Source organism: Lichenicoccus sp. (assembly GCF_965276875.1).
GTDB lineage: Bacteria > Pseudomonadota > Alphaproteobacteria > Acetobacterales > Acetobacteraceae > Lichenicoccus.
This window is the reverse complement of the sequence record NZ_OZ255701.1, coordinates 3333536-3359413: the sequence shown is the minus strand read 5'-3', so window position 1 is coordinate 3359413 and position 25878 is coordinate 3333536. Positions and strand designations below refer to the sequence as shown.

23 protein-coding genes are annotated in these 25878 nt (G+C 67.5%); 14 read left to right on the top strand and 9 right to left on the bottom strand.

The genetic code is table 11. The features are described from left to right. Positions 1 to 4 precede the first annotated feature (4 nt). Positions 5 to 628, bottom strand: a complete 624-nt coding sequence (locus tag ACQY4K_RS16240; RefSeq protein WP_428396166.1) for a malonic semialdehyde reductase — start codon at positions 626 to 628, stop codon at positions 5 to 7. A gap of 67 nt (positions 629 to 695) precedes the next feature. Beyond that, the gene (locus ACQY4K_RS16235; RefSeq protein ID WP_428391231.1) at positions 696 to 1259 is read right to left on the bottom strand and encodes a NifU family protein; all 564 of its coding nucleotides are present in this window, start codon (positions 1257 to 1259) and stop codon (positions 696 to 698) included. A 172-nt stretch (positions 1260 to 1431) separates the two neighbouring features. Between ACQY4K_RS16235 and ACQY4K_RS16230 the strand changes: the two genes are divergently transcribed. After that, a complete protein-coding gene (locus ACQY4K_RS16230) occupies positions 1432 to 2466 on the top strand; it encodes a YncE family protein (protein ID WP_428391230.1) in 1035 nt (344 codons plus the stop codon). Here the strand turns inward: ACQY4K_RS16230 and ACQY4K_RS16225 are convergent. Continuing rightward, a complete protein-coding gene (locus tag ACQY4K_RS16225; RefSeq protein ID WP_428391229.1) occupies positions 2463 to 3257 on the bottom strand; it encodes a FadR/GntR family transcriptional regulator in 795 nt (264 codons plus the stop codon). The genes ACQY4K_RS16230 and ACQY4K_RS16225 overlap by 4 nt on opposite strands. 116 nt (positions 3258 to 3373) lie before the next feature. Here ACQY4K_RS16225 and ACQY4K_RS16220 point away from each other — a divergent pair, with 116 nt between their 5' ends. The 6 genes from ACQY4K_RS16220 to ACQY4K_RS16195 all read left to right on the top strand — a co-directional run bounded on the left by ACQY4K_RS16220 (position 3374) and on the right by ACQY4K_RS16195 (position 12114). Then, entirely contained in the window at positions 3374 to 4402 is a 1029-nt protein-coding gene (locus tag ACQY4K_RS16220; protein ID WP_428391227.1) for an ABC transporter substrate-binding protein, read from the top strand. Between the two features lie 11 nt (positions 4403 to 4413). After that, positions 4414 to 5946 carry a sugar ABC transporter ATP-binding protein gene (locus ACQY4K_RS16215; protein WP_428391226.1) on the top strand — a complete coding sequence of 511 codons (1533 nt, stop codon included), beginning with the start codon at positions 4414 to 4416 and terminating at the stop codon, positions 5944 to 5946. Further along, positions 5943 to 6887 (top strand): ABC transporter permease, encoded by a 945-nt coding sequence (locus ACQY4K_RS16210; RefSeq protein ID WP_428391225.1) that lies wholly within the window; start codon positions 5943 to 5945, stop codon positions 6885 to 6887. Before ACQY4K_RS16215 ends, ACQY4K_RS16210 begins: the two co-directional genes overlap by 4 nt. A 1-nt stretch (position 6888) precedes the next feature. After that, positions 6889 to 7830, top strand: coding sequence for an ABC transporter permease (locus ACQY4K_RS16205; protein WP_428391224.1), 942 nt, complete (start codon positions 6889 to 6891; stop codon positions 7828 to 7830). 101 nt (positions 7831 to 7931) lie between these two features. Next, a complete protein-coding gene (locus ACQY4K_RS16200) occupies positions 7932 to 9911 on the top strand; it encodes a hypothetical protein (RefSeq protein WP_428391223.1) in 1980 nt (659 codons plus the stop codon). 148 nt (positions 9912 to 10059) lie between these two features. Beyond that, a complete protein-coding gene (locus ACQY4K_RS16195) occupies positions 10060 to 12114 on the top strand; it encodes a phospholipase C (protein ID WP_428391222.1) in 2055 nt (684 codons plus the stop codon). Positions 12115 to 12129: 15 nt separating this feature from the next. Here the strand turns inward: ACQY4K_RS16195 and ACQY4K_RS16190 are convergent, their stop codons facing one another. The 4 genes from ACQY4K_RS16190 to ACQY4K_RS16175 all read right to left on the bottom strand — a co-directional run bounded on the left by ACQY4K_RS16190 (position 12130) and on the right by ACQY4K_RS16175 (position 17577). Beyond that, the gene (locus ACQY4K_RS16190; RefSeq protein WP_428391221.1) at positions 12130 to 12600 is read right to left on the bottom strand and encodes a hypothetical protein; all 471 of its coding nucleotides are present in this window, start codon (positions 12598 to 12600) and stop codon (positions 12130 to 12132) included. After that, positions 12597 to 13814, bottom strand: coding sequence for a kynureninase (gene kynU, locus ACQY4K_RS16185; protein ID WP_428391220.1), 1218 nt, complete (start codon positions 13812 to 13814; stop codon positions 12597 to 12599). Before kynU ends, ACQY4K_RS16190 begins: the two co-directional genes overlap by 4 nt. Before the next feature lie 77 nt (positions 13815 to 13891). Next, complete coding sequence (locus ACQY4K_RS16180; RefSeq protein WP_428391219.1) at positions 13892 to 17104, bottom strand: error-prone DNA polymerase; 3213 nt, start codon at positions 17102 to 17104, stop codon at positions 13892 to 13894. A 50-nt stretch (positions 17105 to 17154) separates the two neighbouring features. After that, the gene (locus ACQY4K_RS16175; RefSeq protein ID WP_428391218.1) at positions 17155 to 17577 is read right to left on the bottom strand and encodes a DUF1810 domain-containing protein; all 423 of its coding nucleotides are present in this window, start codon (positions 17575 to 17577) and stop codon (positions 17155 to 17157) included. Positions 17578 to 17619: 42 nt separating this feature from the next. Between ACQY4K_RS16175 and ACQY4K_RS16170 the strand changes: the two genes are divergently transcribed. Both ACQY4K_RS16170 and ACQY4K_RS16165 read left to right on the top strand, forming a co-directional pair. Then, positions 17620 to 18093, top strand: coding sequence for a cupin domain-containing protein (locus tag ACQY4K_RS16170; protein WP_428391217.1), 474 nt, complete (start codon positions 17620 to 17622; stop codon positions 18091 to 18093). A gap of 8 nt (positions 18094 to 18101) precedes the next feature. Beyond that, on the top strand, positions 18102 to 19286 hold the full coding sequence (locus ACQY4K_RS16165; RefSeq protein ID WP_428391216.1) for a metallophosphoesterase family protein: 1185 nt from the start codon (positions 18102 to 18104) through the stop codon (positions 19284 to 19286). 28 nt (positions 19287 to 19314) lie between these two features. Here ACQY4K_RS16165 and ACQY4K_RS16160 read toward each other — a convergent pair whose 3' ends face one another. Beyond that, positions 19315 to 19551: a hypothetical protein gene (locus tag ACQY4K_RS16160; protein WP_428391215.1), complete on the bottom strand. Its 237-nt coding sequence runs from the start codon at positions 19549 to 19551 to the stop codon at positions 19315 to 19317. A gap of 200 nt (positions 19552 to 19751) precedes the next feature. Beyond that, positions 19752 to 19988, bottom strand: coding sequence for a hypothetical protein (locus tag ACQY4K_RS16155; RefSeq protein WP_428391214.1), 237 nt, complete (start codon positions 19986 to 19988; stop codon positions 19752 to 19754). 149 nt (positions 19989 to 20137) lie between these two features. On the opposite strand from ACQY4K_RS16155, the gene ACQY4K_RS16150 reads away from it, so the two are divergent. The 5 genes from ACQY4K_RS16150 (at position 20138) to ACQY4K_RS16130 (ending at position 25878) form a co-directional block, all read left to right on the top strand. After that, entirely contained in the window at positions 20138 to 20878 is a 741-nt protein-coding gene (locus ACQY4K_RS16150; RefSeq protein ID WP_428391213.1) for an N-acyl amino acid synthase FeeM domain-containing protein, read from the top strand. A gap of 6 nt (positions 20879 to 20884) precedes the next feature. Further along, positions 20885 to 21505, top strand: a complete 621-nt coding sequence (locus ACQY4K_RS16145) for a methyltransferase family protein (protein ID WP_428391212.1) — start codon at positions 20885 to 20887, stop codon at positions 21503 to 21505. A gap of 69 nt (positions 21506 to 21574) precedes the next feature. After that, a complete protein-coding gene (locus tag ACQY4K_RS16140; RefSeq protein WP_428391211.1) occupies positions 21575 to 23902 on the top strand; it encodes a putative bifunctional diguanylate cyclase/phosphodiesterase in 2328 nt (775 codons plus the stop codon). Next, the gene (locus ACQY4K_RS16135) at positions 23899 to 25275 is read left to right on the top strand and encodes an MFS transporter (RefSeq protein ID WP_428391210.1); all 1377 of its coding nucleotides are present in this window, start codon (positions 23899 to 23901) and stop codon (positions 25273 to 25275) included. Before ACQY4K_RS16140 ends, ACQY4K_RS16135 begins: the two co-directional genes overlap by 4 nt. Positions 25276 to 25305: 30 nt before the next feature. After that, a complete protein-coding gene (locus ACQY4K_RS16130) occupies positions 25306 to 25878 on the top strand; it encodes a (2Fe-2S)-binding protein (protein WP_428391209.1) in 573 nt (190 codons plus the stop codon).

Genomic DNA, 25878 nt, shown 5'->3' with positions numbered 1-25878 from the left:
CGAATTAGAGCAGCATGCAGGCTTCATCGAAGGCCAGCCGCGGTGCGCGCGGTGCTTCGGGCAAGCCGTCCGCATAGCCCAGATTGAGCAGGAAATTCGACCGCCAGCCTTGTCCACCCAGGAAGATCTCGTCGACCTTGGCATTATCGAAGCCGGACATCGGTGCCGCGTCGAGCCCCAGCATACGCGCCGCCAGGATCATATAGCCGCCCTGGAGGGTAGCGTTGCGGAACGCCGTCTCCTCGGCGAATGTCGCGTCGGCGGCGAACCAGGAGCGCGCCTCCGCCTGCGGATACAGGCGCGGCATATGCTCGTAGAACAGCGGGTCATAGGCTACGATGACGGTGGCGGCGGCGTTCAGCACGCGCTCGACATTGCCGCCGGAGAGGGTGCTTCGCAGCCGCTCGCGACTGTCGGCGCCGTGCAGAAACACGAATCGCGCAGGCGAGCAGTTGCCGGAGGTCGGGCCGAGCTTGACCAGGTCGTAGAGGTCGCGCAACACGCTCTCCGCCACTGGGCGCGACGAGAAGCGCTGCACCGTGCGGGCGTTGCGAAAGATTCGGTCGAGCGCGTCGTCGGAGAGCGTCGCCGACTGATTTGGTGCTTCGAGGGCGCCGACTTCCGGAATACTGACTTCCGGGTTGCCAGCTTCCGATGACCTGATCTCAGGGGCCGTGTCCGACGCCATCGCGCAATCAGGCCTCGACCTGCTCCACCGCCTGGACCTCTGGCACGTAGTGGCGGAGCATGTTCTCCACCCCGTGCTTGAGGGTGGCGCTCGAGGACGGGCAGCCGGAACAGGCGCCCTGCATGTGCAGCCGTACGATGCCGTCGCGATAACCGCGGAAGACGATGTCGCCGCCGTCGCTGGCCACCGCCGGGCGCACCCTGGTGTCGAGCAGCTCCTTGATCTGGGCCACGATCTCGGAGTCCGCGTCGTCGACGTCCTCGAACGCAAGGTCGTCGGCCTCGCCCTCGACGACCGGGCGGCCGGAGACGAAATGATCGACCAGGGCCGCCATCACCTGCGGCCGCACCTCTGACCAGTCATGCGCGTCGGTCTTGGTGACGGTGACGAAATCACCACCCAGGAACACCCGCGAGACGCCGTCAAGTCCGAACAGCGAGGTCGCCAGCGGCGAACGCACCGCCGTCTCGGCGCTGGTGAAATCCGCGGTGCCGGCGCCCATCACGTCGCGCCCGCCGGGGATGAACTTCAAGGTCGCGGGGTTGGGGGTATCCTCGGTCTCGATGAACATGGACGGCTCCTATGCCAGCGCCTCAAGGCCTCTCATGTGGCAAGAACCCCGCGCGAGGCAAGGCCCGCCATTGCGCCGGCGGTCTCGCCTCTGATTACCATTGACACGGATGCACCGGGTCTGGCCAAGCACGCAGACCATAACACGGTGTCATGCTGCGATGAGAACCGCCTTGCGCGCTTTCCGGTTCGGTCTGCTCGTCGCCGCCCTGATGCTGCCGTCATCGCCGCATGCGCAGCCGGCGCCCCAGCCTCAGGGATCGGTGCCAGAAGGATTGGCGCCGGAAAGATTGGCGTTCGTGCTGAACTCGGCGGCGGCCTCGATCAGCGAGATCGACATCGACACTCACCGCGAGGTGCGCCGCTTGGATGTGTTCCGCGAGCCGCACCACATGGCGCTGACGCCGGACGGGCGCTCACTGGTGGTCGGCGACACGTCGGGCAACGCGCTGTTCTTTCTCGATCCGGTCACCGGCGCGATGCAGCGCCATATCGCTCTCAGCGACCCCTATCAGCTCTCCTACAGCCCCGACGGCAAGTGGCTGACAGTGGCTGGGCTCAAGCGCAACCAGATCGACATCTACGACGCCGCGACGATGCGTCTGGCACACCGGGTGCCGGCCCGCAGAATGCCCAGCCACATCAACTACGCTCCGGATTCCGAGACCGTCTATGTCAGCCTGCAAGGCAGCGGCAGGCTGATCGCCATCGATACCGCCAGCGGACGGGTACGCTGGGACAGTGCCGTCGGCAACACCCCGGCCGGCGTGCTCTGGCACATGGGCCGTATCCTGGTCGGCGTCATGGGCACCGACTATGTCGCCGTGGTCGACCCAAGGGACGGCCGGGTCGAGCGTCGGGTGCACATGGCGCCGGGGCCGCACAACCTGTTCGTAGGTCCGGCCGGCCACCGCCTGTTCGTCACCTGCCGGGTCTCCGGCTTCATCGAGCAGCTCGACTGGAACACGCTGGCGATCGTCCACACCTGGCGGCTACCGGGCGGCCCTGACGACATCGTCTTCGGCCCGGATGGGGCGCTCTGGGCGACGTTGCGCTGGCGCCAGCACGTGGCGGTGCTGGATCTGGCGACCGGGACCACCAGCCTGATTGCGACCGGCCGCTCGCCGCACGGTATCTGGCTGAACACCGCACTGCCCGCGCGCAAGCTCAGCCTGGCCCATCCTGTTGTGGGTCGCCAACGCGGCTAACCAGGGGGCTGACCAGGGGGCTGACCAGGCTTGGGGGCGCACCTTGACGCGATCAGGGCCTGCCGTGCGTCGCGCGCGGCACTCGCCAGCAGCGCGCGCATGCAGGATGCGGCGCGCGCCGCGTCGCCGTCGCGGATCGCGGCCAGCACCGCTTCGTGCTGGCCGAGCGAGAGTCCCGGCTCGGAGGCGTGCGTGCGCCAGTTCAGCCTGAAGGAGGCGATCAGCGAGGAGCCGATCAAGGCCCCGAAGGAGGCGAAGAAATGGTTGCCGCAGGCGGCCAGGATCGCCTCGTGGAAACGCAGGTCGGCACTGACCGTCTGGCTGGTGCCGTCGCTCTCCCCGGCCGCCTCTCGCTGGGCGCGGCTCATGTCCGCGAAGGCCGCCGTGATGACTTCGATGTCGCCCGGGGCGGCGCGCCGCGCCGCCATCGCGGCGGCGGCCGGCTCGACCACCATGCGCGCCTCGAACAGCCCGTCGATATAGGCCGCGTTCGGCTCCTCATCGAGATGCCAGGCGAGCACCGCGGCGTCGAGCATGTTCCAAAGTGTGCGCGGCTGCACCATGGCGCCGCGCTTGCGACGTGAGAGGATCATCCCCTTGGCGGCGAGCATCCGAAAGCCTTCGCGCAGCGCCGGACGCGATACTCCAAGGGCCGCGCAGAGCTCGAGTTCGGTCGGCAGCAGCGCGCCGGGCGGGAATTCGCCGATGACAATCCGCCGGCCGATGGCATCGGCGACGGCGCCGCTAATGTCGCGCCGGGCCGGCTTCGTTTCCACCAATATGTCAGACATAACGCTGTTTTCGTATTGTCAGACATATCGAACGTCTCTAATTTCGTGTCAACGTCGTGTCGTCAACGATGTTGACGGGCCCATAGCGGCCCGCAGCCAAGGGAGGAAGCACCATCATGAGACATCCAATCGGGTTCGCCGCGATCTTGTGTTCGGCCAGCGTGCTGGCGGGAGCACCGGCGCTTGCGCAATCGGGGCCGGGGCAGGTCGTCGGCAGCACCTCCTCCGCGGTCTGCACCAACCCCTCGCCGAACCATGCCTCGATGTCGGGCATGGTGGTCGGGTTCTCGCAGTCCGAGAACGAGCAGAACCCGTTCCGCGCGGCCGAAACCAACTCGGTCAAGGCGGCGGCGAAGACCGCTGGTGTGCAGCGGCTGCTCTATACCAACGCCAATGACGACCAGGCCAAGCAGGTCTCCGACATCGAGAGCATGATCAGCCAGGGCGCCAAGGCGTTGATCGTCGCTCCGCTGAACTCGACCGGACTGCAGCCGGCACTCGAGCAGGCCGCGGCCAAGAACATCCCCGTGATCACCATCGACCGGGTCACCGCCGGCACCGAATGTAAGGATTTCATCACCAATATCGGGTCGAACTTCTACGTCCAGGGCGAGCGCTCGGCCAACGCCCTGGCCCAAGCCGTCGGCGGCAAGGCCAAGATCCTCGAAATCCAGGGCGCCTACGGCAATGCGGTGGAGAGCGAGCGCACCCAGGGCTTCGCCGACGCGCTCAAGAAGCATCCCGGCATGCACCTGCTGGCCGCCCAGACCGGCAACTGGTCGGCGACCGACGCACAGCGCGTGATGGAGCAGATGCTGCTCGCCCATTCCACCGCAAACGCGCTGTATTCGCATGCCGACGTCATGACCCTTGGCGCGATGCGGGCGATCCAGCAGAGCGGCAAGAAGCCGGGCCGTGACATCCGCATCGTCTCGATTGATGGCACCAAGACGATGGTGCAGGCGATCGCCGATGGCCGCGCGCAGGCCGACGTCGAGACCAACCCGCGCTTCGGGCCGCTCTCCTTCAAGGCACTCGGCGAATGGTTCGACGGCAAGCCGGTGTCGCAGAAGCTGATCATGAAGGATGCGCTCTACGACAAGGCCAACGCCGCGCACGCGCTGAAGACCGGCGCGCCCTACTGAACGAAATGGGCGTGCTGCTCGCGACCCGTGGCCTGGGCAAGAGCTTCGGCAACGTGGTCGCCCTGCGCGACGTCTCGTTCGACGTGGCACAAGGCGAGGTGCACGGGCTGATGGGCGAGAACGGCGCCGGCAAGTCGACGCTGATCAAGCTGCTCACCGGCCTGCACCAGGCGAGTGCCGGCGAAATCCTGCTGGACGGCGCCCCGGTCGCCTTCGCCAGCCCGCGCGAAGCGCAGCGCGCGGGGGTCGCCGCCGTGTATCAGGAGATCAACCTGATTCCCGAGCGCAGCGTCGCCGCCAACATCTATCTAGGGCGCGAGCCGCGTCGCGGGCCGCTGACCGACAGCAATCGGATGGTGCGCGAGGCGGCGGCGCTGCTGTCGCGTTACGGGCTCGGGATCGATCCGCGCCGGCCGTTGCGCAGCCTCGGGCTCGGGCTGCAGCAGATGGTCTCGATCGCGCGCGTGGTCTCACTCGGGGCGCGTGTGGTGATCATGGACGAACCCACTTCGGCGCTGAGCGGCGCCGAGGTCGAGGTGCTGTTCGGCGTCGTCGAGCAGCTCCGCAATGAGGGCAAGGGCATCGTCTATGTCAGCCACCGCTTGTCGGAATGCTACCGGCTGTGCGACCGGCTGACCGTGCTGCGCGACGGGGCCAAGGTCGAGAGTGCGCGCACCGCCGACCTGCCGCGAGGCCGGCTGATCGCCGCCATGCTGGGACGCGAGGCGGCCGCCGCAGGCCCCGACAGAAGCGAGCGGGCCGCGCACGCGCGCGCCGTCGAGAGCGGTGCGTTGGCCCTGGGTGTGCGCGGGCTGAGCTGGCGGCGGCGGGTCGTGGATGTGTCGCTGTCGGTGCGTCGCGGCGAAATCCTTGGCCTCGCCGGACTGCTCGGCTCCGGCCGCACCGAGACGCTCAAGGCGATCTATGGCGCCGAGACCCCCGAGCGCGGCAGCGTAGCACTGGAGGAGCGCCCACTCGGCAGCCTGACGCCGTCGCGCAGCATCCGTAACGGCCTTGCCTTCCTCTCCGAGGACCGACGCGCGGAAGGCATCTTCCCGCGCCTGTCGGTGCGCGAGAACCTGACCGCCGCGGTGCTGCCGCGTATCTCGCGCTTCGGCGTGGTCTCGCGCCGGCGCCAGACCGAGCTGGTCGAGCGCTATGTCGCCTCGCTCGGGATCAAGACCTCGGGGCCGGCGGCGCTGATTTCCGAACTCTCCGGCGGCAACCAGCAGAAGGTGCTGATCGCGCGGGCTCTGTGCACCGCGCCGAAGGTGGTGATGCTTGATGATCCGACGCGCGGCATCGATGTCGGCGCCAAGGCGGAGGTGCATCGCGCGATCCGCGCGCTGGCGCGTGAGGGACTCGGCGTGCTGGTGACGTCGTCGGAGGTCGAGGAGATCATGGAGCTCGCCGACCGGCTGGTGGTGCTCAGCGAGGGCGCGGTCTCCGGAGAGCTCACGACCGCCGGGCGCGAGCCCGAGGATGTGCTGGCGCTGCTGGCTGGCACAGAAAGCGCGGGCACAGAAGGGCCTGCTGCTTCATGAGTGTTGCCACGGACCTGCGCCTGCGGGCCGGATCACTCCGGGCCCTGAGCGTGTTCATCGCCTTTGCCGCCCTGGTCGCCTTCGATATCGCGGTGACCCCCGGCTTTCGCAATCCGGCGGTGATCCGCAGCCTGTTGTTTGAGTCCGCACCGGTGATCCTGATCGGGCTCGGCCAGAGCCTGGCGATCGGCACCCGCGGCATCGACCTCTCGGTGGGCTCGGTGATGGCGCTGAGTTCGGCGGTGATCGGGCTCAGTCTCGGGATCGGCCAAGGCGGGGCCATGTGCCTTGGCATCGGTGCCGGCCTCGCGTGCGGCGTGCTCAACGGGTTGCTGATCGCGGTGCTGCGGATCGATCCGCTGATCTCCAGCCTGTCGCTGCTGGTGGCGGCGCGGGGGCTGGCCCAGGCGCTGCTCGGCGGCGCCCGCCTCGACATGCCGTTCGATGGGCCCATCAGCTGGCTCGGCGGCGCCAGCCTCTGGGTGCTGCCGGTCACCGCCCTGATCGCACTTGCGGTGGCCGTGGCGTTCGCCTTCATCGTGCGACGCACGACCCTCGGACACTATGCGATCTTCGCCGGCGCCAGCCGCACCGCGGCCTTCCTCGCCGGCCAGCCGGTGCGCGCCACCCTGGTGTTCGTCTATGCGCTGAGCGGGCTGCTCGCTGGCATCGCCGGGCTGTTCGCCACCGCCCGGCTCGGGGCTGCCGATCCGAACTATATCGGCGTGCAGTTCGAGCTCGATGCGATCGCCGCCAGCGTGATCGGCGGCACGCCACTGTCCGGCGGCCGGGTTTCGACGATCGGCACGGTGTTCGGCGTGCTGCTGCTGGAAGTGCTCGATGCGAGCTTCATCATGAACAATGTCAGCTCGACCTACGCGCAGATGCTCAAGGCCGCCTTCATCATCGCCGCCCTCTACCTGCAGCGGGCGGGCGGCTGAGATGCAGGGCCGTCTGATCGAGCTGATCCAGGCACGCGGCGCGATCGTCGTCCTGGCCGTCGTCGTGGTGGTGGCGGCCCTCGCCTTTCCCGACTTCCTGCACCTGGGCAACGTCCAGGACATCGTCACCGCCGCCACTTTCCTCGGCTTGGTTGCGGTCGGGCAGACCTTCGTCATCATCATGGGCGGCTTCGACCTCGCGGTCGGCTCGATGGTCAGCGTCGGCACCGTGCTCGCAGCCTACGCCGTCCCCTATGGCTGGGCGGCCGCGCTGCTGCTGCCGACCGCGGCGGGCATCCTGGTCGGGCTGATCGACGGCATGCTGATCGCGCGTGCCCGTATGGCGCCGTTCATCGTCACCCTGTCGGCCCTGCTGGCACTCAAGGGGGCGGCGGTGGCGCTGGCCGGCGAGAGCCTGGTGATCCGCCATCCCGGCTTCTTCGGCGCCATCGCCAACAGCCAGATCCTGGGCATCAACAGCCTGATCCTGATCCTGCTCGCGATCTTCGCGCTCGCCGCCCTGCTGCTCAACCAAACCCCGTTCGGGGCGGCGGTGTTCGCCATCGGCGGCAACGAGGAGGCCGCGCGCATGCTCGGCATCCGCGTCGAGCGGGTGAAGATCATCACCTACTGCCTCAGCGGCGGTCTCGCCGGCCTTTCCGGCGCGTTGCTTGCCGCGCGTCTGAGCAGCGGGCTTTCAGGGGCGGGCAACGGCTACGAACTGCAATCCATCGCCGCCGCGGTGATCGGCGGGGTGCTGCTCACCGGCGGCGTCGGCACCATGGCGGGCGCCCTGGCGGGCGTGCTGCTGCTGGGCGTCATCGAGAACATCATCAACCAGATCGGCAGCCTGAGTGCCGCCTATCAGGGTCTGGCGAGCGGCGTGTTCCTGCTGCTGGCGGTGATCATCCAGTCCGGCCTGTCGCGCGGCCGCGCACGCTGACGGGGTGCGGAGAGAGCCAGGCAAGGGCTTTGCCCTTGACCCACTGGGGCCGTAGGCCCCAGACCCCGATTCTTAAGAATCATTGGATTTTGAAGCCAATCGTGGGTGCAGAGACGCGTCGGGGTCACGACCTCCTCTATGATCGAATTGGCGCGTGGCTGGTGCCGGTCCTGCTGTTCGCAGGCCTGGTCGGCTACCTGCTGTTCGCCGAGAGGGCGCTGTTGTTCGGACCGCTCGTGCTGCCGATGGGCGACGCCGCCGCGGACGACCTGCTGGTGCAGCAGGCGCAGCATCTGCGGCTGCTGCACGGCAACTACAGCCGCTTCGGCTTCTATCATCCAGGGCCCTGGTTCCTCTACGTCGCGGCCCTCGGCGAGGATCTGTTCTATCGCTGGACCGGGCTGTTTAACTCCTATCTGGGTGCGCAGACCTTCGCGCTCTCGCTGACCCAGGCGATCGCGTTCGCGGTGGCCTGCCGGCTATGGGGGCTGGTCAGCGGCCGGCCGCTGTTCGGCGCACTCGCGGTGGCGATCATCGCCGCCTGCATCGTCTCGCCGCTGGCGCCGGCCAACCCGTTCGTCCAACTCTGGACACCTTATTCGACCATCGCCTCCTCGCTGCTGGCTGCGACCGGCCTCGCCGGCTGCATCCTGCGCGGGTCGAGCTGGCTGCCGCTGCTGGTGCTGGGCAGCGCCCAAATGGTGAACGGTCATGCCAGCTTCCTTGGCATCGTGCCGATGATCCTCGGACTTGCCGCCCTGCTGCTGGGCATCGTGCACCGTCCGGCGTTGCGGCTCAGCACCCTGTCAGCGTGGATCGCCGGTAACCGTCTGCCGGTGTGCCTGAGCGTGGCGATCGCGGCGTTCTATGCAGCACCGATCCTGCTGCAGACCATCCTGCACTGGCCAGGCGAACTGGCACAGTATTGGCATTTCATTGGCGCGCTGCCGCCGCAGCGCCTGGCAGGCGCGTGGCACACGGTGCTGGGGTTCATCCCCGCGGCCGGCGTTTGGCTCCTGCTTCTGCTGCTGCCCGCGACCTCGCAAGCACGGCGGCAGGCGGCAGGGCTACGCACCGCCGCCCTGGTGGTGTTCTTCCCGGCAGCACTGCCTGCCTTGTGGTACGCCTGGCGCGAGATCGACGATCTTGCCAACCTCTATCTGCTGATCTGGCTGGCGCCGTTCGTGGGAACCGCCTGCGTGGCGGCGATGCTGCACGCGGTGAGCGCAAGCCGCTTGGGCCTGAGTCCGAAGCTGGCACTCTATGTCGTGGTTACAACACTTGCCGTCAAAGCCATCTCCAACACGGCACCCTGGTCCCCGGTCGACACGCGGGCGAACGTTTCCTTCCGACGCGGGTTGGCGGATCTGCTGCGCCTGCCGCCCGCGCCCGGCGGCGGCCGCACCGAGCTGTTCCTCGATGTGTCCGCCGCCGAATGGCCGCTGGTCTGGCCGGAGACCGTGGCCGTTCTCGCAGGCTTCCGGCGCGCCGGCCGAGACGATCTCTGCGTCTCGCCGATGACCTGGAACCTGTTGTTCGGGATCCGCGAGCGTTGCGACCCGGCGCATGACCACATCGCCAAGCGGCTGGTGGTCACCGGCTGGGACCGGACCGGCGCCAGGCCGGCGGTGCGGCTCGACCGCGCCGGGATCATGCGTCAGGCAGGGCTGCGCCTCGGCGTCGCCTACTCGGTCGAGGATGCGCTCGTCGCTGGCCTCACGCTGGAGCAGGGCTGGTCGGCGATAACACCGGACGGCGTCTGGACCGAGGGCGCCCAGGCGCTGCTGGCGTTTCCGTCGACCGGCCTGCCGGCGGCAGTCCACCTGGTCCTGAGCGGCACCTTGCTGGCGCCGCATGGCGGGCCGCAGATCGTGCAGGTCCGCGATGCGGGCGGCCACCTGCTGGCCGTCATGCGGGGGCCTTCCGGGCCAGTCTCGGCGCGCGTGGCGATCGGTGTTGACGCCGCGCGCATCAGGCTGACCCTGAGGGTAATGCATCCGGTCACGCCCAGGTCGCTCGGCATCGGTGGCGACACGCGACGGCTGGGCTTCATGTTGTCCCGCCTCGCGCTCGTCCGGTAGCGACCTTCGCGCGCCGCCCTGCCGCTGAACCTGACCCCACGAGCGGCCCTGTGGGCGACCGGTATCAACACGGCCTGCAACTGAAATGTCATCCTGTAGACGGCGGTCGGGTGCTACTTGGAACCGTCTGTTTTTGGAGATTGGTGGCATGAAGCGTTCCCGGCTCGCAGCCTGCACCTCGTGGCTGACGGCCGCGGCGCTGTTCGGTCAGCCGCTTGCCGCATTGGCGCAATCCGCGCCGCCCGCGGGCAGCTATGAAGCGCACCTGCATAGCCTGGTCGCGGCGGAGGCGGTGCCGAGCGCGATCGTCCAGCAGGAGACGCAATCCGGGTCCGAGCCGCATCTCAGCCGGCAGCAACTGATCGCGCTGGTACGCCGCCATATCAAATACGTGTTCGTGCTGTATCAGGAGAATCGCTCGTTCGACTCCCTGTTCGGCACGTTTCCGGGTGCCGAGGGGCTCTACTCGCACCCCACCAGCCAGACACCGGGCTACATCCAGACCCTGCTGCCGGTGGGCGCCTCGCTCACCGCCACGCCGCCCACCGGTGCGACGATCCAGCCATTTCGGATCGGCCCCGCCCAGTTCGCGGCCGACACCGACGACATCGACCATTCGCACCCGCTCACGGTCGCCAAGATGGATGTGAGTGGCGGTCAGGCGAAGATGGACCGGTTTGCGCTCACCGAGGAGGCGAAATACGCCGCCGGCGGTCTGGTGACGCAAAAGAGCAAGGGCTACGGCGAACTCGCCATGGCGCACGAGGATTGCGACACCGTGCCGCTGCTGTGGAACTACGCGAACCGCTTCGTGCTGTTCGACCACATCTTCGAGTCGATGAGCGGCCCGTCCACCCCGGGCAATCTCTCGATCATCGCCGCTCAGACCGGCATCACGCAGTGGGTGAAGCATCCGAACCAAGCCTACACCGACAACGGCGGTGCCGCACCGGGCGTGCCGGTCCTGAACGACGACAATCCGCTCTGGGGCTCGGCGGTCGACCCGCTGCCCGTCCATGTTCCCTACAACCCCAGCGATTACGCACGCACCACCGCCGCCAACGCCCAGATCAACCAGACCTACGCGTCGGTCCTGCTGACGCTTGCCGGCGCATCGCTGCCCAACAAGGTCAAGCACGATGCCGATCCTGCCGGCGACCTTGACGATGTGGCGCAGGACATCCCGGCGATCGGCCAAGATGGGCAGGGCAACGTGCCGTGGCGCTGGTACGAGGAAGGCTACGACCGCGAGCCGACCGATCCCGGGATGACCAGCAGCGACCCGGTGGACGCGAACGGCACCCACGCCTCCTACGTCACGCACCATAACGGCCCGCAATATTTCGGCTACGTCTCCAACAACCCGACCATGTCCGCGAACCTGCGCGGCCTGAACGACTTCTTCAACGACATCTCCGATGGCGCCCTGCCGCGCCAGGGCGGCGTGTTCTACCTCAAGGGCGGCTTCCAGAACATCTTCGGCTTCAAGCCGGCCAACCCGCTGCCGATCGTGCAGACCAACTTCCTCGGCGACGACGACCACCCGGCCTACTCCGACACCCAGATCAGCGACGCCTACATCGCCACCGCGATCAACCAGATCGCCGCCTCGCCGTATTGGAACCAGAGCGCCATCATCATTACCTGGGACGATTCGGAGGGCGATTACGACCACGTGCCCCCGATGATCCGGCATTACGGCCCAGACGGCAGCATCATCGGCGACGGCCCGCGCGTGCCCTTCATCCTGATCTCGCCCTACGGGCGCGTCCACCAGATCGACTCCGCCCAGGGCAACCATGCCTCGGTGGTGAAGTTCGTCGACATGCTGTTCAACCTTCCCGCGCTGGCGACTCTGCCGGACGAGAAGCAGGCACGGCAGATGGGCGAGCGTCTCTTCTACCAGCAGAACATGGGACCGGATGACGCCACCACGCCGGATGTGACCAACCTGCTCAGCGCCTTCGATCCCGCTCGTCTCGCGGGCCAGGGCCATCCGCTGCCGGCCTCCTACGCGATGGTCGCGAACAACCAGATCGCAGTGCTGCCGCAAACCAGCGGCCTGGGTTGCAAAGCGATCGGCATCACCCCCACGGACCAGCTTCTGGGCATCACGAACCATATTCCCAGCGACTTCACCCCGCTGCCGGGGACGGCGCCGAGTTTCAAGGTGCCGACCAACACGACCGCTCTGGCCAATTAGGCCAGCCGCCGGTGCCTAGACCCGACCGTAGCTATAGTTCGATTTCGGCACCGGCTTGAGCGCGTACTGCAGACCGTAATTCGAAGTGTCCGGCTGGCCGTTCTTGCCAAGCGGCACCAGTACGCCGTTGCCGAACAGGACGTAGCGCGAAATCTGGCTGTTCGGCAGGTTGTGCAGAACCAGGAGTTGTGGCGCGTCCGGGGTGGGTCCGGGTTGCAGCGTCCAGCGGTTGCTCCAGCGCAGGGTGCGGGCGCCGGAATTGGAAAGCGTGGCGTCGGTCTGGTTCGCCTTGATCTGGTATTGCCCCTCGCGTGCGCCGGGCAGGCCGAGCAGGACCAGGTCGACGAAGGACGGCTGGTTGATCGAGATGAGCGGTTGGCGTCCGGTCCAGTCGCCGAAGACCGGTCCGGTCGGCTGAAAGCAGCCGTCGAGGGCCAGCGTCAGTCCAAGCACGGCCGCAATGCGGTAAGCCTTGACCATCTTCATCGTTGGCCAACGCCGCGCGACAGCGATGGTTCGCCAGTTCCCATGATCACCGCGCCGATTGCCTCGGCCACATCCCAAAGCTCGGCATAGCGCAAGGTCAGCGGGGTAATGCCGAAGCGCAGGATGTCCGGGGGCCGGTAGTCGCCGATGATGCCGCGGGCGATCAATGCGGCCATGATACCGCCGGCGTCCGGATGGCGGAACGCAACATGGCTGCCGCGCGAATGCGGTGCGATCACCTCGAGATCGACGCCGAACTGCGCGATCAGCTCGATCAGCAGCGCCGCCTGAGCTTGCGACTTCGCGCGCACCGCCGCCATCGGCGCACGCAGGGCGATGTCGACGCCGACCTCAAGCGCTGCCATTGCCAGGATCGAAGGCGTGCCGACCACCGCCCGGCCGATGCCGGACGCCGGTCGGAAGCTGTCGTGAAAGCCGAACGGCTCGGCATGACCGAACCAGCCGGTGATCGGGAACCGCGCCGCCGCCTGCAGCGCCTCGGCGACATACAGGAAGGCCGGGGCGCCGGGGCCGCCATTGAGGAACTTGTAGCCGCAGCCGACGGCGAGATCGGCGCCGGTGCCGGCGAGATCCACCGGCACCGCACCGGCGGAATGCGCGAGATCCCAGAGCACCAGCGCGCCGGCCGCATGCGCCGCCGCGTTGATGGCCGCCATGTCGTGCATCGCACCGCTGCGATAGTGCACGTGATTGAGCATCAGCACCGCGACGTCGTCGCCCAAGGCCTCGACGATCCCCGCCGCTGGCACCAGCCGAACCGCCGCGCGGCCGCCGAGCAGGTCCGCCAACCCCTCGGCCACGTAGATGTCCGTCGGGAAATTGCCGGTCTCGGTGAGGATGACCGACCGCCTCGGCCGCATCCCGAGCGCCACCGCAAGCAGCTTGAACAGGTTGACCGAGGTGGAGTCCGCGACGATCACCGTGGCCGCCGGCGCACCGAGCAGACGCGCGATCTTGTCGCCCAGACGCGCCGGCAAGCCGAGCCACCCCGCCTCGTCCCAGGAGCGGATCAGCCCCTCCCCCCATTCTTGCGCCATCACCTCGGCCAGCCGCCCCGGGGTCGCGCGCGGCAACGGCCCAAGCGAATTGCCGTCAAGATAGATCACGCCCTCAGGCAGGCTGAACAGATCGCGAAACGGCGCCAGCACGTCGTCGTGGTCGAGAGCGCGCAGCGTCTCACGTGCAATCAGCATCCAAACATCCCGCAGCCATTCGAAGTGGGGTCTGGGGCCGAGGCCCCAGCGGGTCAAGGGCAGCGCCCTTGCCTTGCTCAGCGAAAATCCCGCGTCGGCACCTTGATGCCGCGTGGATCGCGGCCGCCGGGATGCGTGGCCTCGTCGCCGCGGCCAGGGGTAAGCGGAAAAGGTTGCGCGTATTCGCCCACACGGCGCAGGTCCGACGAGAGATCCTCCAGCCTGTCCGAGACGACGTGGATGACCTCGCCCTCGCGCTGCACCCGACCGGTGCAGGCGATCATCGTGGCCGACAGCACCAGGCGGCGCTGACGCTCGAAGCGGTCCGGCCAGAGCACCAGGTTGGCGACATTGGTCTCGTCCTCGATGGTGATGAACATGACCCCCTTGGCCGAGCCAGGCCGCTGGCGCACCAGCACGAGGCCGGCGACGGTCACAAGCTGGCCGTCGCGACGACGCGGCAGGTCGCAGCATCGGATCATGCCGCGCGCTTGCAGATCGGCGCGCAGGAAGGCAACCGGGTGGCGGCGCAGGCTGAGCCCGACCGCGCGATAGTCCTCGACCACCTCGGCGCCGTCGGCCATTGCTTCGAGCAGCACCGGTGTTTCCTCGGCCTCGGGCAGCGTGGCGAACAGCGGCAGCGGCGCTTCGGCGAGACCGCGCACCTGCCAGAGTGCCTGCCTGCGGTCGAGGCCCAAAGCGAGGAAGGCGTCGGCTTCGGCGAGGCGTTGCAGCGGTGCCGCCGACAGTCGTGCGCGACGCCAGAGCTGGTCGATGCTCCGGTAGGGGGTGTTGCCGCGGTGCTCGACCAGGCGCTGCGCATCGGCGGCGGCCAGGCCGCGGATCATGCGCAGGCCGAGACGGACCGCGAGGTATCGACCCGATCCGGGCTCCCCCATTCTGGGCTCCCCCATTCTGGGCTCCAGCGTGCAGTCCCATTCCGAGGCATTGACGCAGACGGGGCGGATTTCGACGCCGTGCGCGCTTGTGTCGGCGACCACCTGTGCCGGCGCATAGAAGCCCATCGGCTGGGCATTGAGCAGGGCGGCGCAGAACACGTCCGGATGGTGGCACTTCATCCAGGCGGAGGCGTAGGCGACCAGCGCGAAGCTCGCCGCGTGGCTTTCGGGAAAACCATACGAGCCGAAGCCTTCGAGCTGGCTGAAGGTGCGTTCGGCGAAATCCGGTTCGTAGCCGCGCGCGACCATGCCGTCGATCAGCTTGTCGCGGAAGTGGCTGACCCCGCCTGTCACCTTGAAGGTCGCCATGGAGCGGCGAAGCTGGTCGGCCTCGCCAGCGGTGAAACCGGCGCACTGGATGGCCACCTGCATCGCCTGTTCCTGGAACAGCGGCACGCCGAGCGTCTTGCCGAGCACGCGCTCGAGTTCCGGGGTGGGGTAGACCACCGGCTCGCGCCCCTCCCGCCTGCGCAGATAGGGATGCACCATGTCGCCCTGGATCGGCCCGGGGCGCACGATCGCCACCTGCACCACCAGGTCGTAGAAGCGCGCGGGTTTGAGACGCGGCAGCATCGACATCTGCGCCCGGCTTTCGATCTGGAAGGTGCCGAGGGTGTCGGCGTGGCGGATCATCGCGAAGGTCGCGGGGTCCTCGGCCGGGATCGTGGCGAGATCGAGATGTTCGGCGCGATGGCGCTCCAGCAGTTCGAAGGCGCGACGCATGCAGCCGAGCATGCCCAGGCCCAGCACGTCGACCTTCATGAAGCCGAGCGCCTCGATATCGTCCTTGTCCCACTCTATAATGTGACGATCGACCATGGCGGCGGGCGCGATCGGCACGAGTTCGCATAAAGGGTCCGCGGTCAGCACGAAGCCGCCCGGATGGGTGCCGAGCTGGCGCGGAAAACCGATCAGTTCGCGTGCGAGCTGCAGCGCCAGGCGCAGACGACGGTCGTCGGGATTGAGGTTGAGCGCCTCGGCATGCTCGTCCGTCACACCCTCGCTGCCGCCATGCCCCCAGACCTGACGCGCAAGCGCCCCGGTGACGTCCTCGGTGAGACCCATGACCTTGCCAACATCGCGTATCGCGCCGCGTCCGTGATAGCGCATGACGGTGGCGCACAGGGCGGCGCGCTCGCGACCGTAGCGAGTGTAGATCCACTGGATCACCTCCTCGCGTCGGTCGGATTCGAAATCAACGTCGATGTCGGGCGGCTCGCGGCGTTCGGCGGAGATGAATCGCTCGAACAGCAGGCCCGCCCCCACCGGATCGATCGAGGTGATGCCGAGCACGTAGCAGACCGCGGAGTTGGCCGCCGAGCCGCGCCCCTGGCAGAGGATGCCGAGACTGCGCGCATGACGGACGATGGCATGCACGGTGAGGAAGTACGGCGCGTATTGCAGCGTCTCGATCAGCCGCAGCTCGTGCGCGAGTTGCGTGCGTACCGGCTCCGGGGCGCCTTGTGGATAGCGGTCGGGCAGGCTTTGCGTGACCAGGCGGGCGAGTGTCTGTTGCGGCGTCTCGCCCGGACGTTCGGTCTCGTCGGGATATTGGTAGCGCAGTTCGGACAGCGAAAAGCGGCAGCGGTCGGCCACCTCGAGCGTGCGCTCGATCGCCTCCGGGTGAGCCGCGAACAGGCGCGCCATCTCCCTGGGATGCTTCATCGCGCGGTCGGCGGAACGTTCGCGGCGGAAGCCCGCAGCCTCGATGGTGCAGCCCTCGCGGATGCAGGTGAGCACGTCCTGGAGGATGCGGCGCGAGGGTTCGTGGTAGAGCACGTCGCCAGTGGCCAGGGTCGCCACCCCGGCAGCGCGGGCCTGCTCACCCAGGCGCTGCAGCCTGGCGGCATCGTTGGGACGGCGACGCAGGCTCAGTGCCAGGGTGGCGCGATCGCCGAACAGCGCGCGGTGGCGCGCAAGCGACTGTTCCAGCGCCGCATCCGGGTAGTTCGGCAACAGCGCCGCGATGAGCCCCTCGGCATGGGCCGCCAGATCGTCCCAGCCGATCTCGAAGCCACCCTCGGTGCGGCTCTTGCCGAGCGTGAGCAGCCGCGACAGCCGCCCGTAGGCTGCGCGATCGGTGGGATAGACCAGCAGCGGCAGCCCGTCGCGCAGATCGAGCCGGCAGCCGACGACCAGCCGGATGCCGAGTTCCGCGGCCCGCGCATGCGCCCGGGCGATGCCGGCCAGCGAGTTGTGGTCGGTGATGGCGACCGCCGCGATGCCGAACGCATGGGCGGTAAAAAGCAGCTCCTCGACATGGCTCGCGCCGCGCAGGAAGGCGTAGTTCGAGGTGACCTGCAATTCGGCATAGGCGGGAGAAATGTTCATGCTCGTGCTCTTCGCCGACCATTAGCACGAACAAAAAGGGAACAAAAGCGTCAGAGCCGGGTGATTGTCAGCAGGTCCGGCCTGCCTGCGAAATACCTGTCGAGAGCATCCTGAAATCGCGGGTCTTCGGATTGCGCGCGGCTGAACAGGGTCATCGAGGAGCGGAACTTCAGATCGTCGGGACTGCCAAGGATCTGGTCGATCGAACGGCCACGGACCGCACAAACGAGGTCGGTGCAGGTGGCCAGACGCGGCCCAAGCAGTGGATGCGCGAGATAGGCGCGCGCCTCATCCAGCGAGGCGATGGCGTAGTGCTGCGCCATGGCGCTGTGGCCGAGCCCGGCCAGTTGCGGGAAGACGAACCACATCCAGTGGGTGCGCTTGCGGCCCTGCCGCAGCTCGCGCAGGACCTGTTCCAGAACGCGATCCTGGGCGTCGACGAAGCGCTGCAGGGGGCTTTCCGCGGCGGCCATCCTGAGGCACCAATACAACGACGCGAGCCGAGAGGCGACTGGATGATTGATGTGCGCGACCCGGGGTTGAGCGCCGAGGCGGTGATCCGCGGCCTGGACCTGCGGCCGCACCCCGAGGGCGGGCACTACCGCGAGACCTGGCGCGACGCCCCCGACGATGGCAGCCGCGGTGTCGGCACGGCGATCCATTTCCTGCTCATGGCCTCCGAGGTGAGCGCCTGGCACCGGGTCGATGCGGCGGAACTGTGGGTCTGGCAGGCCGGCTCGCCGCTGGTGCTGAGCACGTCCTCGGACGGCCACGATGCGCAGGCGCGCATGCTGGGCGGCGACCTCGGCCTGGGTCAGAGGTTGCAATGGCTGGTGCCGCGCGGACACTGGCAGACCGCCGCCTGCATGGGGCGCTGGAGCCTGCTGGCTTGCGTGGTCACACCGGCATTCCGCTTCGAGGGCTTTGAGCTGGCGCCGCCGGACTGGCGCCCGACACCACGTGGCCCCACACCACGCGAGACGAGGTAGGGACGCGCATGGCCAAGCGGGCGAAGCCACAGCATCCGGCGCACCAATTCGCGGCCCCCAGGCCCACGGCCAATCCGCCGCACCCGCAGCAATCGCCGCTGTACAAGGGCAGCGCGTTCCAGCCTTTGCCGGCGCCGACCGGCAGCGCGCCTTACCGGCTCGACCTCGAGGCCATCGTGCCCGACTCAGTCGCGGCCGCCCGCAAGGCGGGCGGAATGGCATTCCACATGGTCGGCGATACCGGCGGGGTGAAGGATCCGAACCCGCAGCTTCTGGTAGCAGGCGGGCTCGAGCATGACGCCGCTGTTGCGGGCCCGTACGGCACCCCGGCGTTCTTCTATCATCTCGGTGACGTCATCTATTTCGACGGGCAGGCGCAGGAATATCTGCCGCAATTCTACGACCCGTACGGCCACTACCCGAGGCCGATCATGGCCATTCCCGGCAACCATGACGGCGACGTTTTCGACAACGGTGCCCGCACCAATCCGCTGCCGTCACTGGCGACCTTCGTGCGCAATTTCTGCGCGGCCACGCCTGGTCAGCATTCCCCGGACGCGGGCGATGCGGCGCGCACGGCGATGATCCAGCCCAACGTCTATTGGACGCTGATCACCCCGTTCGCGACGATCATCGGTCTTTACACCAACGTGCCGGAGGGTGGCGTTGTCGAACCCGACCAGGCGGCGTGGTTCGAGGGCGAGCTCGCCGCGGCGGCCGGTGATCGGGCGCTGATCGTGGCGATGCACCATCCGATCTATTCGCTCGACAGCTACCATTCCGGCAGCAAGACCATGGCCAGGCTGCTTGCGGACTCGAGTGCGGCCAGCAAGCGCCAGCCGGACCTGGTGTTTGCCGCGCACGTCCACAACTACCAACGCTTCAGCGTCGCAGATGCGAGAGGCGGGGTGACCCCGTTCATCGTCGCCGGGCAGGGCGGCTATCACAACCTGCACAAGGTGGCGAAAATCAACGGCCAGCCGATGATGACGCCCTATACCGCGCAGCCGGGCGTGGTGTTGGAGAGCTATTACGACGACCGCTTCGGTTTTCTTCGGCTGGAGGCGTCGGCCGCCGAGATCGCGGTTGCGGCCTACACAGTGCCGCGGCCGCAGGAGGCTTGGGACCAGCCGCCGCGTCTGTTCGACAGCATGCGGCTGGACTGGCGCCGGCGGAAAATTATCCCGGGGTAATCGGTCGCGCCTTGACCAGGCCCAGCCTTCACCAAGCAACGAACATCCAGGCCAGGGTGGCGAACGGGACCAAAGCCAGAGCCAGGCCGCCGCTGACTTCCAGCACCCTGTCGCAGCACTCTTCCCACACCGTCGCATCCCGTAGGCCCGGCTCGGCGGCGTGCGATGCGGTCGTGGGCATCGTGTTCGGCGGCAGCCGCGTTGCGCGCTGCATCCAGTCGGTCCTGGTGTTTGACAGTTCGCGGGTCATGCTCATCGTCGTCATCGGTTTTCTCCGCTGCCTTGGCCGGAATGGCCTGATCCTCCTTTTGCATTGCCCATGCCAAATTGCGGCCCGACCGTTAACCGACTGAAGACGCTGGATTAAGATGCGGGCGGCCCGCTGAGTTCGGGGCACTGGCGGGATTTCGTGTCAGTTTGCGCCACTCACTGGCGAATTGGACCAACTCCCGCGGAATTGTCGCGTCAGGTCGTCGACTGCCCGTGTTCGAAGGCGCGTTGAAGGTCGAGATAGGCCTGGTCCGGACGCAGCCGCGCGCTTTCGATCATGCCGTTGCGCCAGCCATGCAGATAGGAGGGCGAATGGCCGTCGGCGAGCGGCAGGCCGCTGAACCCGTCCATGTAGCCGATCAGGATCTCGCCGTCGTCGAGAGCTCGGAACGCCTCGATCGTGCGCACCGGCCTTGTAGTCGTCGTTATCATCGCCGCTCCAACGCAGACTTAGGAAACTTGGTTTGTATACGCTTCTGGGTCGCGGGACGCTGCCTCCGGCATACCAGGTTTCTCCAGGGCGCACCGCAATCAAGCTGGTTGATTGCGCGGTGTTCGGATGCCGCACGGAGAAGAAACCGATGGACCAGATCGTCTCAGAAAGTGCCTTGCAGTCCCTAGAAACGATACGATGGAACGTTTCGCGGAGAAGTCGCGAAAAACCATACACGGCGTCGGTTGCCCTCGATCGGCGCGACTTAGCAGATGCGTTCCGCGTCAGATACGCAAGTTATCTTGAGTCCGGCTTCATAGAACCGAATCCCGAGAGGATGTTCAGCGATTGCTTCGACGGCAGCGCGAACACGACCACAATCGTGATCCGTGAGGGCACCAGGCCGGTGGCGTCGGTACGCGTCTGTTTCATGTCGCGGAGCGTGCGCCACGCGCCGGCGCATCATGCGTTTCCCGAAGAAGTCGATGCGATCCTGACGTCGGAGCCGCCGTCGCAAAAACAGTACGATGTCGCGGAAATAACCCGACTGGTACGCAGCCCGGAATGCGCCAACAATCAGGGCCTGGTGTTCCTGCTCTATCGCATCGCCGCTTTCTTCATCCTCAGGCATGACGTGCACGCGGTGCTCTCCAGCGTCCGCCAGAATCATGTTGCGTTCTACAACCGGCTGGGGTTCAGGGCGGTCGCCGGGCCTAGCACCTATCCCGGGCTGAACTGTCCGATGCACCTGATGCGGTGTCCGCGCTCCGCCTATGACCAGGTGCGCACGGCTTTCCCGCTTATCGACCCGGACGCGGCCCCGCCCGGAACCTTCGACGGGTTCCTCTCCGGTCATCCGATCGTCATGCCGCTGACCTTCAAGGAATAACCGATCATGCTCATTGTCTGCATCGCGGCCCTGACCGGCCTGCTCTGCTTTTGCTCCTTTACGTGGGGCGTCAGCCGACATTTTCGCCATGACAGCGCCATGCCGCGCGGCATGCGGCTGCTCTCCTACGGCAGCCTCGCGGCCCTGCTCTGGTTCCTTGTCCGATTGGCCACGGATGGCCCGTCGCCTGCCTGGCCGCTGGCGATTGTGCTGATGCTGGCGGCACTCGGGCTGTTCTGGTCCGCGGTCCATGCCACCCGAAGGCAGCGGCTCACGCTTGCCTTTAGCTCCGACGCCCCGATGTTCCTGCACCGGCACGGCCCTTACGCATACGTTCGCCATCCGTTTTACAGTGCCTACAGTCTGTTCTGGATCGCAACAAGTTTATCATCGCCCGGCGTCATCCAGTGGCTGGCACCGGTGGCTCTGGTTTGGGCCTATGTCCATGCCGCGCGCACGGAGGAACGAAAATTCGCGAACTCTCCGCTGGCGACGGATTATCGCCTCTATCAGCACAGCACCGGCATGCTGTTTCCGCTGTTATGGCGCGATGCGCGCAGTTGGGCGATAGTGCGCGGCGGCCCGGCTGCCAACCCAGTGGACCGCTGGCGGCGGGACCGGATCTGACAATGTGCCAACTGCCTGGCCGGCAGAGGGCCTGGAGAGACAAGCGTGGGTTCTCGGCGACGTACTTTGATGACGCGCCTGATGCAGCAGATGGCACCGCTGCTGCGTCGACTTCTCCAGGACGATCTCGCCGCCGAGGTGCGGCGCCAACAGCTCAACCTGCTGGCGCTGACCGCGGCACTGTTTTCCGTCGTCGGCAGCAGCGGGGCGGTGCTGCTCGCAATCTATTTCCGCGCCAGCCTGACCGTCCTGTCCGGCCTCAGCTGCGCGCTGATCCCGCTGCTCTACGGCGCCCTGCTCTGGGCGACACGCAGGTGGCGGGCTGACGGCCTGGACCACGTGTTCCTCAGGCGCGGCGCGCTGTTGCTTGCCGCCCTCGGCGCGACCTGGGGGCTGTTGATCAATCTGCTGGCGCCTTCGGCGCTGCCAAATCAGCAGGGCGTCATCGACGCGCTGGTCATCGCCCTCATCTCGACACCGCTGGCGGTGGCGCCGATTACCGCCGCCCTGGCGTTCTGGCTGCCGGGCGCGCTGTCCGGCATGCTCATCGTCTGCTTCAACAATACCGGCTTCGATCCGTTCCTGGTCCTCTGCTACCTGGTCTACGCGTCCTTCACCTTGAGCGCGGTGCTGCAGTTGAACCGCTTCATGCTGGACCGCTCGATCAGCCAGGTGATCCTGGAGAAGCAGAACCAGACGATTGCGATGTTCCTCCAGGACTATACCGAGAATGCCTCCGACTGGCTGTGGGAGACGGATCAGCGGCTCGGGCTCAGGCATGTCTCGCCCAGGTTTGCCGACGTGGCAGGCAAGACCCAGGCCGAACTTGAGGGCGTGCCGATCCTGAGCCTGCTGCTGACCGGCGCGGATGAGGCGGCGGCCGATCTGGACCGGAGCTTCAGCGAGCGCGCCGCCTTCCGCAACGTGGTCGTGCCGGTCAGCGTAGGCGGCGAAATCCGCTGGTGGAGCATCACCGGCCGGCCGGTGATGGGTGAGGGCGCCCTGTTCGAGGGCTATCGTGGCATCGGCTCGGACGTCAGCGACGTGCGCCGGTCCGAGCAGCGGGTGAAGTTCCTGGCCCTGCACGATAGCCTGACCGGTCTGGCGAACCGGCAGTCCTTCATGGACAGCCTGCACGAGGCCTGCGTCCTGAAACGGAACGGGCGAGGGAACACGGACCCGGTCGCCGCCCTGCTGCTGCTCGACCTTGATCGCTTCAAGGACATCAATGACGGTTTCGGCCACGCCGCCGGCGACGCCCTGCTCGAGGCGGTCGGAGGCAGGCTGCGCGCCTGCCTGCGCGGCGACAGCGTGGTGGCGCGTCTCGGCGGCGACGAGTTCGGCGTGCTGATCACCGCGAGCAACGAGGCGGCGGTGTTTTCCGTCTGTCAGCGCGTCATCGACACCCTCAATGTCGAGTATGCGCTCGCCGGCTCGCGTCACGGCATCGGCGTCAGCATCGGCGTCAGCTTTCTCGATCCGGATCATGCTATGCCGGCGCACTGGCTGCGCTGCGCCGACCTCGCCCTCTACGCCGCCAAGGCCGCCGGCCGCGGCGTCTGGAGGCTGTTCCGCGACGAAATGATCACCAAGGAAGACGACCGCCTGAACCTGCGCGAGGATCTCAGGACGGCGATCGGGGACGGCTCGCTGCGGCTGGTCTATCAGCCGATCTTTGATGTCAACAGTGGCGCGATCGTCTGCGTCGAGGCGCTGAGCCGGTGGGAGCACGCCGTGCATGGCGCGATCCCACCCTCACGCTTCATTCGGCTCGCCGAGGAGACCGGGATGATCGGCCAGCTCGGCGTCTGGGCGTTGACCGAGGCCTGCCGGGCGGCCGCGTCCTGGCCGGCCGAGGTGCGCATCGCGGTCAATGTCTCGCCGCTGCAGCTCCGCGACGGCAATTTCCAGGCGGTGGTGGCGCACGCCTTGGCCGAGACGGGGCTCGCCGCCGACCGGCTCGAGCTCGAGCTGACGGAATATGCCTATCTCGACGCCAACGAACGGACGCTGCAATCGCTGCAGATTCTGCGCCGCGCCGGCGTCCGCATCGTGCTGGACGATTTCGGCACCGGCTACTCGTCGCTGAGCTATGTCGCCTCTTTCCAATGCGACGGGGTCAAGATCGAGTCCAGCTTCATCCACGATATCGAGACCCATGTCAGCAAGGCGGCGGTGGTTCGTGCCATTGGCCAGCTTGCGGCCGAACTGCAAATCCCGGTCACCGCCGAGGGGGTCGAGACCGCCGAACAGCTTGAAGCGGTGCGCGGCTTCGCCGTGACCTGCGCGCAGGGGTATTTTCTGCAACGCCCGGCGAGTGAAGCCGTGGTGCGCGCCCTGCTTGAGGGCCAAGCCATGCCGGGCATCTCGCAACCCGAGGCCGCGAACGCAAGGTGATCGACGGCGATGACGGCCTGGAGTTCCCGCGCCGCGGCTGGGCGATGCTCACCGTGGCGCTGGCGATCACCATGGCGGTGCTCGACGGCGCCATCGCCAACGTCGCCCTGCCGACCATCGCGCGCGACCTGCACGCAAACCCCTCCGCCTCGATCTGGGTGGTCAACGCCTATCAGCTCGCGGTCACCGTCAGCCTGCTGCCGCTCGCCTCCCTGGGCGAAATCCATGGCTATCAGCGCGTCTACCGCGCCGGTCTCGCCTTGTTCACGCTGGCCTCACTGGACTGCGCGCTGTCGCACTCGCTGCTCGGCCTGACCGTCGCGCGCATCGTCCAGGGCTTCGGCGCGGCCGGGATCATGAGCGTCAATGCCGCACTGATCCGCTTCATCACTCCGCGCGCCCAGCTCGGCCGCGCCATCGGCCTGAACGCCATGGTGGTTGCCATCGCCTCCGCGGTCGGGCCCACCGTCGCGGCCCTGATCCTGTCGCTCGGAAGCTGGCCCTGGCTGTTCGCCATCAACGTGCCGATCGGGGTGGTGGCGTTCGCCATCGCCTGGTCCAGCCTGCCGCGCACGCCGGCCGCCGGCCGCCGCTTCGACGCACTCAGCGCCCTGCTCAGTGCCGCGACCTTCGGCCTGCTGATCGCCGCCATCGATGGCGCCGGGCATGCGAGCGGTGCGGTGCGGGTGCTCGTGATGCTCACCGCAAGCCTGCTCTGCGGCGTGGTCCTGGTGCGCCGGCAGCTTTCCCGGCCGGCGCCGCTGCTGCCGGTGGACCTGCTCCGCATTCCGATCTTCGCCCTGTCGATTGCCACCTCGATCGCCTCGTTCGCAGCCCAGATGCTGGCCTTCGTGGCCCTGCCGTTCTATCTCGAGAACAGCCTCGGCCGCGATCCGGTGCAGACCGGCTTGCTGCTGACGCCGTGGCCCGCGGCGCTCGCGATCGTGGCACCCCTCGCCGGACGCCTGTCCGACCGTTGGCCGCCGAGCATCCTCGGCGGTGCCGGGCTGCTGATCCTGGCCTGCGGCCTGCTCCTGGTCACCACCCTGCCCGTGCACCCCTCCGATCTGTCCCTGGTTTGGCGCTTTGCCCTGTGCGGTGTCGGCTTCGGCCTGTTCCAGACACCCAACAATCGCACCCTGATCCGCTCGGCGCCGCGTGCGCGCACCGGTGGCGCCAGCGGCATGCTGGGGACCGCGCGCCTGCTCGGCCAGACCGGAGGGACCGCCCTGGTGGCGGCCATCTTCGCCGCCGCCCCACATCATGGCAGCATGGTCGCGGTCGCGGTGGCGGCCGGCTTTGCTCTGCTCGGCGCGGCACTCAGCCTAATACGGCTCGGCACACAGGCAGGCCGCGAGGCGCTGGCCGAGTGAACCGCCCGGCAGCTCGGGTGTTAAGAGGCGATGAGCTTTGAGATCACCAGGCGCGACGCCCTCGTGGCCTCCGCCGCCGCGCCGCTGGCGGCAGTCGCCGCGCGTGCGCAGACCAGCCCCGCTTCGACGGCCGAACCCGGCACTATCGACATTACCCTGCAGGTAAATGGCACGGCGCACGCTCTGCGTGTCGATGTGCGCACCTCTTTGCTCGACGCGTTGCGCGAACATGCCGGCCTGACCGGCAGCAAGAAGGGCTGCGACATGGGCTCGTGCGGGGCTTGCACGGTGCATCTCGAAGGCGAACGCGTGGTCTCCTGTTTGATTCTCGCGGCGCGGGTGCAGGGCAGGCAGATCACCACCATCGAAGGGCTCGGCCACGACACCGCGATGCACCCGATGCAGGCCGCCTTCGTAGAGCATGACGCCATGCAATGCGGCTATTGCACGCCGGGGCAGATCATGTCCGCCACCGCTTTGATCCATGAAGGGCATGCACGCAGCGACCACGACATCCGCGAATGGATGAGCGGCAACCTCTGCCGCTGCGGCGCCTATCCCAACATCGTCGCCGCCATTCGCGACATGGCCGAGGTCGGCTGA

What these genes read in the sequence shown, in the direction of transcription:
- ACQY4K_RS16210 (WP_428391225.1), top strand. Translation starts at nt 5,943, where the DNA reads ATGAGTGTTGCCACGGACCTGCGCCTGCGGGCCGGATCACTCCGGGCC.
- ACQY4K_RS16140 (WP_428391211.1), top strand. Translation starts at nt 21,575, where the DNA reads ATGACGCGCCTGATGCAGCAGATGGCACCGCTGCTGCGTCGACTTCTC.
- ACQY4K_RS16195 (WP_428391222.1), top strand. Translation starts at nt 10,060, where the DNA reads ATGAAGCGTTCCCGGCTCGCAGCCTGCACCTCGTGGCTGACGGCCGCG.
- kynU (WP_428391220.1), bottom strand. Translation starts at nt 13,814, where the DNA reads ATGCTGATTGCACGTGAGACGCTGCGCGCTCTCGACCACGACGACGTG.
- ACQY4K_RS16165 (WP_428391216.1), top strand. Translation starts at nt 18,102, where the DNA reads ATGGCCAAGCGGGCGAAGCCACAGCATCCGGCGCACCAATTCGCGGCC.
- ACQY4K_RS16145 (WP_428391212.1), top strand. Translation starts at nt 20,885, where the DNA reads ATGCTCATTGTCTGCATCGCGGCCCTGACCGGCCTGCTCTGCTTTTGC.
- ACQY4K_RS16205 (WP_428391224.1), top strand. Translation starts at nt 6,889, where the DNA reads ATGCAGGGCCGTCTGATCGAGCTGATCCAGGCACGCGGCGCGATCGTC.
- ACQY4K_RS16235 (WP_428391231.1), bottom strand. Translation starts at nt 1,259, where the DNA reads ATGTTCATCGAGACCGAGGATACCCCCAACCCCGCGACCTTGAAGTTC.
- ACQY4K_RS16175 (WP_428391218.1), bottom strand. Translation starts at nt 17,577, where the DNA reads ATGGCCGCCGCGGAAAGCCCCCTGCAGCGCTTCGTCGACGCCCAGGAT.
- ACQY4K_RS16150 (WP_428391213.1), top strand. Translation starts at nt 20,138, where the DNA reads ATGGACCAGATCGTCTCAGAAAGTGCCTTGCAGTCCCTAGAAACGATA.
- ACQY4K_RS16220 (WP_428391227.1), top strand. Translation starts at nt 3,374, where the DNA reads ATGAGACATCCAATCGGGTTCGCCGCGATCTTGTGTTCGGCCAGCGTG.
- ACQY4K_RS16225 (WP_428391229.1), bottom strand. Translation starts at nt 3,257, where the DNA reads ATGTCTGACATATTGGTGGAAACGAAGCCGGCCCGGCGCGACATTAGC.
- ACQY4K_RS16190 (WP_428391221.1), bottom strand. Translation starts at nt 12,600, where the DNA reads ATGAAGATGGTCAAGGCTTACCGCATTGCGGCCGTGCTTGGACTGACG.
- ACQY4K_RS16170 (WP_428391217.1), top strand. Translation starts at nt 17,620, where the DNA reads ATGATTGATGTGCGCGACCCGGGGTTGAGCGCCGAGGCGGTGATCCGC.
- ACQY4K_RS16160 (WP_428391215.1), bottom strand. Translation starts at nt 19,551, where the DNA reads ATGACGACGATGAGCATGACCCGCGAACTGTCAAACACCAGGACCGAC.
- ACQY4K_RS16180 (WP_428391219.1), bottom strand. Translation starts at nt 17,104, where the DNA reads ATGAACATTTCTCCCGCCTATGCCGAATTGCAGGTCACCTCGAACTAC.
- ACQY4K_RS16130 (WP_428391209.1), top strand. Translation starts at nt 25,306, where the DNA reads ATGAGCTTTGAGATCACCAGGCGCGACGCCCTCGTGGCCTCCGCCGCC.
- ACQY4K_RS16155 (WP_428391214.1), bottom strand. Translation starts at nt 19,988, where the DNA reads ATGATAACGACGACTACAAGGCCGGTGCGCACGATCGAGGCGTTCCGA.